The organism is Streptomyces crystallinus (genome assembly GCF_039521265.1).
GTDB lineage: Bacteria > Actinomycetota > Actinomycetes > Streptomycetales > Streptomycetaceae > Streptomyces > Streptomyces crystallinus.
Window position 1 is genome coordinate 567,160 of sequence record NZ_BAAACA010000006.1, and the last position, 8,681, is coordinate 575,840.

Genomic DNA, 8,681 nt, shown 5'->3' on the forward strand with positions numbered 1-8,681 from the left:
GTCTCCGTAGGTCGTGGGGCGGGCCGGGCGGTCAGGCCGGCATTCCGATGTGCGCGCCCCCGGTCGCGTCCAGCAACTGGCCGGTGACCCAGCGCGCGTCGTCACTCGCCACGAACGCCACCACGTCGGCGATGTCCGACGGGCGGCCGATCCGGTTGAAGACGGAGGTGGCCGCGTACGCGTTCAGCACCTCCGGCACCTTCAGCGTCGGGTTGATCTCCGTGTAGGTGAAGCCGGGCGCCACCGCGTTCACGGTGATCCCGCGCGGGCCCAGCTCCGGGGCGAGGGCGAGGGTGAGGGTGTCCAGGGCGCCCTTGGTCATCGAGTACGCGGAGATGTTCGGCATGGCGATCCGGGTGACGCCGGAGGAGATGTTGATGATGCGGCCGCCGTCGCGCAGCCGGGTGAGCCCCTCCTTGATCACGAAGAAGGGGGCCTTGACGTTGACGGCGAAGAGCCGGTCGTACTCCTCCTCGCTCACGTCCGAGATCCGCTTGGGCAGGGTGATCCCGGCGTTGTTGACGAGGATGTCCAGGCCGGGCCGGGCGCCGTACTCGGAGAGCCCCTTGTCGAAGGCGCTCCACAGCGTCTCGGCGTCGCCGGGCACCCCGAGCTCGGCCCGGAGCGCGAACGCCCGCCCGCCCGCCGCCTCGATCTCGGCGACGGCCTCCTCGGCGGCCTCGGTGCGGTGTCCGTAGTGGACGGCCACCAGGGCGCCCTCGGCGGCGAGCCGCAGCGAGATCGCCCGGCCGATTCCCCGGCTGCCCCCGGTCACCAGCGCCGTCCGGTCGCTCAGCCTGCCCGTACTGGTCATGCTCCACACTCCTGTGATCGGGGGACCGCGCGGTCGTCGCGACGGTCGGGGAAGGGCAATCCATGCGCCGCGCGCGGAGGTCCGGGCGGGGCGGCGGGGGCGCTCAGGCGTCGAAGTCGAGCGCGATCTCGTCCGACTCCGGCCGGGCCCGGCAGGGCAGCGTGTAACCCGCCGTCAACTCGGCTGGCCCCAGGGCGTACTGACGGTCCATCACCGCGCTGCCCCGGACCACCTTGGCGCGACAGCTGCCGCACAGGCCGTCGCGGCAGGAGTACGGGGTCTCGGGCCGGGCGCGCAGCACGGCGTCGAGCACCACGCGGTCCTCGGGCCGCATCACCGTCTCGGTGGTGCGGCCGTCCAGCCGGGCGGAGATGAGACCGGTGCGGCCCAGCGGCTCGGGCGGGGGAGCGGGCGGCAGACCGCCGCCGGTGGAGAAGAGCTCGAAGCGCACCCGGGCCTCGTCCGCGCCCCACCGGCCGAGCGCCTCGCGGACGGTCTCCACCAGGCCCCACGGCCCGCACAGGTAGAAGTGGGTGCGCTCGTCGGGCTCGGCGCCGAGCAGCGCGAGCAGCTTGGGCAGCCGGTCCGCGTCGATCCGCCCCGACAGCAGCTCGCTCTCGCGCTGCTCGCGGGAGAGCACGTGCAGGGCGAAGAACCGGCCGACGTGGGCGTCCTTGAGGTCGGTCAGCTCGTCCGCCAGCAGCACGGTCTGCGCGCTGCGGTTGGCGTGGACGAGCGAGACCCGGCACAGCGGGTCGTTCCGCAGCGCGGCGGCCGCCATGCTGAGCAGAGGCGTGATGCCGCTGCCGCCCGCCACCAGGACGTGGTGCGCGCCGGGCACCTCCGCGAGCCGGAAGTCGCCGGTGGGCGGGCCGATCTCGAGGGTGTCGCCCACGGCGAGCTCCGTGGTGGCGTACTCCGCGAAGCCGTCCGCTCCCAGCCGCTTGACCACGATCCGCAGCCCGGCCGGGCCGCGCGGCGGCAGGCACACCGAGTAGCTGCGGCGCAGCTCCCGCCCCTCGGGCCGGTGGCGTACCACCACGTGCTGGCCGGCCCGGTGAGCGAAGGTGTCCGCGAGCGGGCCGGGCACGGCGAGGCCGATCGCCACCGACTCGTCGCCGACCGGCTCCACCGAGGTGACCGGCAGCCGGTACCAGCCGGTGGCCCGGCGTACGGGCGCTGTCGTGCCGCTAGTCGTCGCTGTCGTCATGATGGGGCGTCACATCGCCTTCAGATGCGCGAAGGTCTCCTGGCACGAGGTGCACACCAGGACGGCTTGGCAGCGGGTCGCCCCGAACGGGCTCTGCGGCCGGGTCGCCACCGAGCCGCAGTGCGGGCAGGGCACCCCGAGCCCGACCCGGACGGACAGCGGCGCGCGGGCGGGGCCCGGCGGCACGATGCCGTGCTCGGCGAGCTTGCGGCGGCCCTCCTCGGTGATCCAGTCGGTGGTCCAGGCGGGCGAGAGCACCTGCCGTACCCGGCCGTCGGGGTGGCCGCTCTCGGTGAGCACGGCCCGGATCCCGGCCTCGATCGCGGGCATCGCCGGGCAGCCCAGGAAGGTCGGGGTGATGACGACCTCCAGGGTGCCGTCGTGCGCGGCCTCCACCGCGCGGATGACGCCCAGGTCGGCCAGCGAGATCATCGGGAGTTCGGGGTCGGGCACGGTGTTCACCCGGGCCCGCACCTGCGCGGCGTCGAGCCGGCGGGCGCTCACCAGGTGCCTCCGGGGTACTGCAGGCGCACCGAGCGGAACTCGGCGAGCAGCGGCGCGAACGCCTCGGTGTGCAGCCCCTCCCGGCCGCCCGTCGCCTGCCACGAGGGCTTCGGCGGTGTGAGGCGCGCCTCGTCCAGGACGGCGGCCACCTCCCGCTCCCACTCCTCGCGCAGCCGCGCCGGGGCGACGGCGCTCCCCCGCGCGTCCAGCCGGTCCACCAGGGCGTCCGCCGCGAAGAGTTCGGCCGCGTACGGCCACACCAGGTCCAGCCCGGCCTGCATCCGGCGGCGGCTCTCGGCGGTGCCCCGGCCCAGCCGCACGGTCCACTGGTCGGCGTGCATCTGGTGGTACTCGACCTCGCGGGAGGCCCGTGCGCCGAAGGCCGCGAGGGTGTCGTCCGAGCTCTTCTCCAGCGCGCTCCACAGCAGCCTGCTGTAGTGCGCGTACACCAGCTGGCGGGCGATGGTCACGGCGAAGTCGCCGGGCACCAGCTCCACCAGGAGCGCGCTGTGGAACTGCCGCTCGGTGCGGTGGTAGGCCAGCTCGTCCTCGGTGCGGCCGGTGCCGTCGAGGCGGCCGCTGTACGCGAGCAGGGTGCGGGCGTGTCCGAGCAGGTCGAGCGCGATGTTGGCGAGCGCCAGGTCCTCCTCGATGGTGGGCGCCCGGGTGACCAGCGCGCACAGCCGCTGGCAGAGCACCAGCGCGTCGTCGCCGAGCCGCAGGACGTACGCGGCGAGGTCCTCGTCCACAGCCGTGTGCTCAACCGTCATGGCCGCTTTCCTCGTTCAGCGGGATGTAGTGCTCGGGGTAGCGGTACGGCTTGTGGGCGGCGTTGCTGAAGAACGGGTCCTTCTCGCTCGGCGAGGCGGCGTGCACCGCGTCCGAGCGCACCACCCACACCGAGACCGTCTCGCCCCGACGGGTGTACAGATCCCGGGCGTTGGCCAGGGCCATGTCGGCGTCGGCGCCGTGCACCGAGCCCACGTGCTGGTGGGCCAGGCCCCGGCGCGGCCGGATGAACACCTCCCACGGCGTCAGCACCCGTGCGGACCGCTCGCTCATGACACGCGCCTTTCCTCGTCGTCCTGTTCCGCCCCGTCGGCGAGCCCCGCCGCATACGCGTCGACCGCCTCGCGCACCCAGGCGCCGTCCTCGTGCGCGGCCACCCGGTGGGCGAGCCGCTGCCGGCTGACGTGCGAACCGTCGCCGAGCGCGCCGCGGAACAGCTGCCAGTCGATCGGGCTGAAGTCGTAGTGGCCCCGCTCCTCGTTCCAGCGGATCGCCGGGTCGGGCAGGGTCACCCCCATCCGCTCCGCCTGCGGCACGACGTTGTCGACGAACCGCTGGCGCAGCTCGTCGTTGGTGTGCCGCTTGATGCCCCAGGCCATCGAGCGCTGGGAGACGGCGGCGCCCATGGCGGCGGTGCGGGCGTCCGCGCCGCCCGCCACGGTGTCCGGCGGGCCGAACATCAGCGCCACGGCCGGCAGCCACCAGCGGTCGACGGCGTCCTGCGCCATCCGCTTCTGCTCGGGCGTGCCCTGGCACAGCGACCACAGCACGTCGTAGCCCTGGCGGACGTGGAACGCCTCCTCCTGGCACACCCGGCGCATCGCCCGCGCGTACGGGCCGTACGAGGTGTGGCACAGCGGCGCCTGGTTGACGACCGCCGCGCCGTCCGTGAGCCAGGCGATGGCGCCGGTGTCGGCCCAGGTCAGCGCGGGGTGGTTGAAGGTGGCCGCATAGCGCTGATGGCCGCTGTGCAGGGCGTCGAGGAGCTCGGCGCGCGAGACCCCGAGGGTCTCGGCCGCCGAGTAGAGGTAGAGCCCGTGGCCCGCCTCGTCCTGCACCTTCGCCAGCAGACTCGCCTTGCGGTGCAGCGAGGGCGCCCGGGTGAGCCAGCCGCCCTCGGGCTGCATCCCGATGATCTCGGAGTGCGCGTGCTGGGAGATCTGCCGGATCAGCATCCGCCGGTAGCCGTCGGGCATCCAGTCCCGGGGCTCGATCTGCTCCCCGGCCGCGAGCAGCGCCTCGAAGTGCGCGTTGAGCTGCTCCACGCCGTCGACCACCCCTTCGTCCAGGACCGCCGCCGTGGCGGTGCCTTCACAGATGAAGAGGTCTGACCTGGGGCGTTCAATCCCCGTGCACATGCCGTTGGCCCGTGACGAAGGTCACGCGGGGGCGGGGGAGTGTGCGCGGCGAAGGACGCCTCTCTCTTCGGTAGTCAGTGCAACGAGAGGGGTACGCCCATGAGCACCATCAGGACGATGCTGGTCGAGCTGACCGGCACACCGGAGTTCGCCGAGGCCATCGGGGACGACGAGGACCTCAGCGCCAGCGGGATCGACTCCGGCGACCTGGTCCGCCTCATCCTGCTCATCGAGCAGCGCACCGGCGTCGAGGTGACGGCCGAGGACATGGAGGGCCTGACCACCATCGCCGACTACGAGCGGTTCGTCGCGGCCCGCGACGCCGCCACCCCGCAGCCGGGCGCCGCCTGATGTGGCTGACCCAGTTGGCGGAGCGCAACCGCCAGTGCTTCCCGGACCGGACGGCCCTGGTGGACGAGCACCGCTCCGTCACCTGGGCCCAGTTCCACGACCGGGGCGTCAGCCTCGCCCACGGGCTCGCCGGGCTCGGCATCCGGCGCGGTGACCGCGTCGCCGTGCTCTCCCTGGACCGTATCGAGGTCCTGGAGTCCTACTTCGCGCTCGCCCGCCTCGGGGCGCTGTTCGTGCCGCTCAACCACAGCCTGACCCAGGCCGAGGTGACCGGGATCGTCGAACGGACCGGCGCCGTCGCGGTGATCGGCGAGAGTACGCTGCTGGCCCGCCACCCCGACCTGCCGGTGGCCACCCGGATCCCCCTGGACGACGAGGCGTTCGCCGCGCTCGGCGCCGACGGCGGCCCGGCCCTGGAGGACATCCCGGACGACGCCCCCGCGGCGATCCTGCACACCTCCGCGACCACCGGGCAGGCCAAGGGCGTCACCGTCGACCACGCCTCCTTCCGGGCCATCGCGCTGGGCTGGCTCGCCGTGTCCCGGCCCGCCGACGACATGGTGCTGGTCAACTGCTGCCCGCTGTACCACGGCAGCATGGTCGTCTCGCTGACCTATATGGCGGCGGGTGCGACCGTGGTCCTGATGCCCGGCTTCACGCCGCAGGCCGCGCTGGCCGCCGTCGAGACCCACCGCGCCACCCACGTCTGGCTCGTCCCGCAGATGCTGCGCTTCCTGCTGCGCGCCAAGTCCGCCGACACCGCGGACCTGTCCACCCTGCGCGAGATCCTGTACGGGGCCGCGCCCATGCCGCCGGACATCTACGCGGAGGCCGTCGAACGGCTCGGCTGCGGATTCCGGCAGGTGTACGGGATGACCGAGGTCGGCGGCCCGTTCGTGACCCTCGGCCCCGAGGAGCACCCGGCGCCCGGCGAGGTGCCGGAGGTGATTCCCGCCGGGCGGGTCGTCCCGGGGATGTCCGCGCGCGCCCTGGACGAGCGGGGCGAGGAGGTGGAGCCCGGCGCCATCGGGGAGATCTGTGTGCGCGGGCCGGGTCTGATGCGCGGCTACTGGAACGACGAGGCCGCCACCGCCGAGATCACCGTCGACGGCTGGATCCGCACCGGAGACCTCGGGTTCATCGACCGGGACGGGCTGATCCGGCTGATCGACCGCAGCAAGGACCTGATCATCCGGGCCGGCCAGAACGTCTACCCCTCGGAGATCGAGCGCGCCCTCCAGTCCCACCCGGCGGTGCGCGACGCGGCGGTCGTCGGGGTGCCGGACGAGGACTTCGGGGAGGTCCCGCTGGCGTACGTGGTCGTCGAGGAGGGCACCACTACGGTCGAGTTGCAGGCGCATCTCGCGCGGCGCCTCGCCTCGTACAAGCGCCCCCGGCGCATCGAGTTCATCGACCAGGTGCCCCGCAACCCCGCCGGGAAGATCATCAAGAAGCTGCTGCGTGCCTGACGCGCCACAGGCGCGGACACACTCCGACGCCCGGCCCGAGGACGACTCCGGCCGGGCGTCGGCCGCGCGGTCACTGCGTCTGCTGGAACCTGTCCTGCGCGCCCAGGGGCTGGGCCTCGGGCTGGCGTACGCGCACGACCCCGCGGCGCTTCCGGCGGGCCCCGGGGAGCGGGAACTGGCCGCCGCGATGGGGCCCGTGCGCCGCCGTGACTTCCTCGCCGGGCGCCTCGCGGCCCGCCGGGCGCTGGCCGTACCGGACAGCCCCGCCACGGAGATCCTCCGGGACGGCAGACGCCCCAGGTTCCCCGTCGGCCACGTCGGCTCGATCAGCCACTCCGGCGGCCTCGCCGTCGCCCTGGCCGCGCCCGCCACGCGCTGCCACGCCGTGGGGTGCGACCTGGAACTGCGCGAACTGCCGCTGAACACCGCGCACATCGTGCTGGGCCCCGACGAGCGGACCTGGCCGGCCGGTCCACAGGCCGCGCGTCACCTGCTCGCCGCGTTCTCGGCCAAGGAGGCCGCCTTCAAGGCCTTCGCCACCCTGCTCCCCGCCTCGCGGGCGCCCGCGACCCTGCTGGCCATCGGTCTGCGACCGGTGTCCGGCGGCTTCCGGGCCCGGCCGCGAGGGGGGACCGGACCCGTCCTGGACGTCCAGGTGCGCCCGGCCGGCCCCGGGGTCTTCAGCTGGGCCGTCGCCCACGACGGGTGACGGCCCGACTGCGCTTCTACGCCTTCGCGTTGACCAGGACGGCCATGTTGCCGGCGGGGTGCTCGTTGTCGTGGATCAGCTGGTGGGCCTTGCCGATCTCCTCGAAGCCGAGGGTGAGCGAGAGGCACGGGTCGAGCAGACCGTGGTCGATGAGCGTGGTCACCTCGCGCGCCTCACGGGCGTTGGAGACGTGCGAGCCCTGGAGCCGCTTCTGGCGCATCCACAAGAAGCGCAGGTCCACATCGCCGTTGTAGCCGGTGGTGCCGCCGCAGATGACGACCATGCCCGCGTTGTCGCACAGATACATGGAGGTCGGGATGGTGTCGGCGCCGGAGTGCTCCAGGACGATCCTGGGCGCCCGGCGCTCGCCGAGGACCTCCCAGAAACGGCGGCCGAAGGCGCGGGCGCCCTGGAGCCACCGGCCCATGGCCTCGTCGTCGGAGGTGTCGGGCAGCCGGCCCCAGTGGTCGAAGTCGCGCCGGTTGATATAGCCCTTGGCCCCCAGCTTCACGCAGTACTCGCCGCGCTCGTCGCTGGAGACCACCGCGATGGGGATGCCGCCGCGCTGCTTGACCAACTGGATCGCCATACAGCCGAGGCCGCCCGCGCCGCCCCAGATCAGCACCGCGTCGCCGGGGCGCACGGTGTGCGGCTCCCAGCCGAAGAGCTGGCGGTAGGCGGTGGCGGCGGTCGCCATGTAGCAGGCCGCCTCCGCCCAGGAGAGCCGCTTGGGCTTGGGGTGGCACTGGTACTCGTCGACCACGGCGAACTGCGCGAACGACCCGTAGTTCTCCTCGTACCCCCACACGCTCTGCGAGGACGAGGTGCAGGGGTCGGCGCCGAGCCGGATGTCCTCGGCGCTCTCGTCCCAGATGCTGGCGAGCAGCACGATCTCGTCGCCCGGCTTGAGGCGCACGCCCTCGCCGACCGCCCAGACGATGCCGGAGGCGTCGGAGCCGCCGATGTGGAAGTCCTCCACGGCGCCGCGCCTGCGCCGGGCGGCTATCACGTCGACGGGGTCGCCGAGCGAGGCCCAGACGTTGTTGTAGTTGACGCCCGCCGCCATGACCTTGATCAGGACCTGGCCGGGGCCGACCGGCGGCACGTCCACGACCTCGGTGCGGAAGGCGTCGATGGGCTGCCCGTAGCGCTCGGGCCGGATGAGGGAGGCGTACATGCGCTTGGGCGCCTCGCCCAGCGGCGGCGCGTCACCGAGTTCGTACAGGTCCTGGGTCACGAGGTGGCTCCTCAAGGGGTAGCGGAGGACGGGGTGCGGGAAGCCCGCGCCAGGCGGGCGAGACAGGCGCCGTGGGAGGCGGCGGGGCCGGTGGCCTCCCAGCCGGCCGGTACGGCGGCGAACGCGGGCCACAGGGAGTGCTCTCCCGCCGCGTTGACGAGCACCAGGTGCGACGGCTCGTCCTCGCCGCGGGCCTCGAACGGACTGGACACGGTGGATCCCTTCGTCGCCGCGCCGCCG

At 73.6% G+C, this 8,681-nt stretch carries 11 protein-coding genes; 3 read left to right on the top strand and 8 right to left on the bottom strand.

Annotation, left to right across the window (positions count from 1 at the left end; all coding sequences use genetic code 11):
• Positions 1-31: 31 nt before the first annotated feature.
• The 6 genes from ABD236_RS06465 to paaA form a co-directional block, all read right to left on the bottom strand.
• On the bottom strand, positions 32-814 hold the full coding sequence (locus ABD236_RS06465; protein ID WP_344071070.1) for an SDR family oxidoreductase: 783 nt from the start codon (positions 812-814) through the stop codon (positions 32-34).
• Positions 815-917: 103 nt separating this feature from the next.
• Complete coding sequence (locus tag ABD236_RS06470) at positions 918-2,024, bottom strand: 2Fe-2S iron-sulfur cluster-binding protein (protein WP_344071072.1); 1,107 nt, start codon at positions 2,022-2,024, stop codon at positions 918-920.
• A 9-nt stretch (positions 2,025-2,033) separates the two neighbouring features.
• Entirely contained in the window at positions 2,034-2,528 is a 495-nt protein-coding gene (gene paaD, locus ABD236_RS06475) for a 1,2-phenylacetyl-CoA epoxidase subunit PaaD (protein ID WP_344071074.1), read from the bottom strand.
• Complete coding sequence (paaC, locus tag ABD236_RS06480) at positions 2,525-3,298, bottom strand: 1,2-phenylacetyl-CoA epoxidase subunit PaaC (RefSeq protein ID WP_344071076.1); 774 nt, start codon at positions 3,296-3,298, stop codon at positions 2,525-2,527. The genes paaD and paaC overlap by 4 nt, the downstream gene beginning before the upstream one ends.
• Positions 3,288-3,590 carry a 1,2-phenylacetyl-CoA epoxidase subunit PaaB gene (gene paaB / locus ABD236_RS06485; RefSeq protein ID WP_067162897.1) on the bottom strand — a complete coding sequence of 101 codons (303 nt, stop codon included), beginning with the start codon at positions 3,588-3,590 and terminating at the stop codon, positions 3,288-3,290. Before paaB ends, paaC begins: the two co-directional genes overlap by 11 nt.
• Positions 3,587-4,675 carry a 1,2-phenylacetyl-CoA epoxidase subunit PaaA gene (gene paaA / locus ABD236_RS06490; protein WP_344071079.1) on the bottom strand — a complete coding sequence of 363 codons (1,089 nt, stop codon included), beginning with the start codon at positions 4,673-4,675 and terminating at the stop codon, positions 3,587-3,589. The genes paaB and paaA overlap by 4 nt, the downstream gene beginning before the upstream one ends.
• A gap of 99 nt (positions 4,676-4,774) precedes the next feature.
• Between paaA and ABD236_RS06495 the strand changes: the two genes are divergently transcribed.
• The 3 genes from ABD236_RS06495 to ABD236_RS06505 are packed head-to-tail and all read left to right on the top strand — an operon-like array spanning position 4,775 to position 7,204.
• The gene (locus ABD236_RS06495) at positions 4,775-5,026 is read left to right on the top strand and encodes an acyl carrier protein (RefSeq protein WP_344071082.1); all 252 of its coding nucleotides are present in this window, start codon (positions 4,775-4,777) and stop codon (positions 5,024-5,026) included.
• Positions 5,026-6,495: a class I adenylate-forming enzyme family protein gene (locus ABD236_RS06500; RefSeq protein WP_344071084.1), complete on the top strand. Its 1,470-nt coding sequence runs from the start codon at positions 5,026-5,028 to the stop codon at positions 6,493-6,495. The genes ABD236_RS06495 and ABD236_RS06500 overlap by 1 nt, the downstream gene beginning before the upstream one ends.
• Positions 6,488-7,204 carry a 4'-phosphopantetheinyl transferase superfamily protein gene (locus ABD236_RS06505; protein WP_344071086.1) on the top strand — a complete coding sequence of 239 codons (717 nt, stop codon included), beginning with the start codon at positions 6,488-6,490 and terminating at the stop codon, positions 7,202-7,204. Before ABD236_RS06500 ends, ABD236_RS06505 begins: the two co-directional genes overlap by 8 nt.
• 16 nt (positions 7,205-7,220) lie before the next feature.
• Here ABD236_RS06505 and ccrA read toward each other — a convergent pair whose 3' ends face one another.
• Positions 7,221-8,381: a crotonyl-CoA carboxylase/reductase gene (ccrA, locus tag ABD236_RS06510; RefSeq protein ID WP_344071246.1), complete on the bottom strand. Its 1,161-nt coding sequence runs from the start codon at positions 8,379-8,381 to the stop codon at positions 7,221-7,223.
• A 71-nt stretch (positions 8,382-8,452) separates the two neighbouring features.
• Positions 8,453-8,653 carry an MbtH family protein gene (locus ABD236_RS06515; protein ID WP_344071088.1) on the bottom strand — a complete coding sequence of 67 codons (201 nt, stop codon included), beginning with the start codon at positions 8,651-8,653 and terminating at the stop codon, positions 8,453-8,455.
• Positions 8,654-8,681: the final 28 nt, after the last annotated feature.

Bases quoted from the DNA above. Each gene is read 5' to 3' on its own strand.
- ABD236_RS06500 (WP_344071084.1), top strand. From the start codon at position 5,026: ATGTGGCTGACCCAGTTGGCGGAGCGCAACCGCCAGTGCTTCCCGGAC.
- ccrA (WP_344071246.1), bottom strand. From the start codon at position 8,381: ATGTACGCCTCCCTCATCCGGCCCGAGCGCTACGGGCAGCCCATCGAC.
- paaB (WP_067162897.1), bottom strand. From the start codon at position 3,590: ATGAGCGAGCGGTCCGCACGGGTGCTGACGCCGTGGGAGGTGTTCATC.
- ABD236_RS06495 (WP_344071082.1), top strand. From the start codon at position 4,775: ATGAGCACCATCAGGACGATGCTGGTCGAGCTGACCGGCACACCGGAG.
- ABD236_RS06470 (WP_344071072.1), bottom strand. From the start codon at position 2,024: ATGACGACAGCGACGACTAGCGGCACGACAGCGCCCGTACGCCGGGCC.
- ABD236_RS06465 (WP_344071070.1), bottom strand. From the start codon at position 814: ATGACCAGTACGGGCAGGCTGAGCGACCGGACGGCGCTGGTGACCGGG.
- paaA (WP_344071079.1), bottom strand. From the start codon at position 4,675: ATGTGCACGGGGATTGAACGCCCCAGGTCAGACCTCTTCATCTGTGAA.
- paaC (WP_344071076.1), bottom strand. From the start codon at position 3,298: ATGACGGTTGAGCACACGGCTGTGGACGAGGACCTCGCCGCGTACGTC.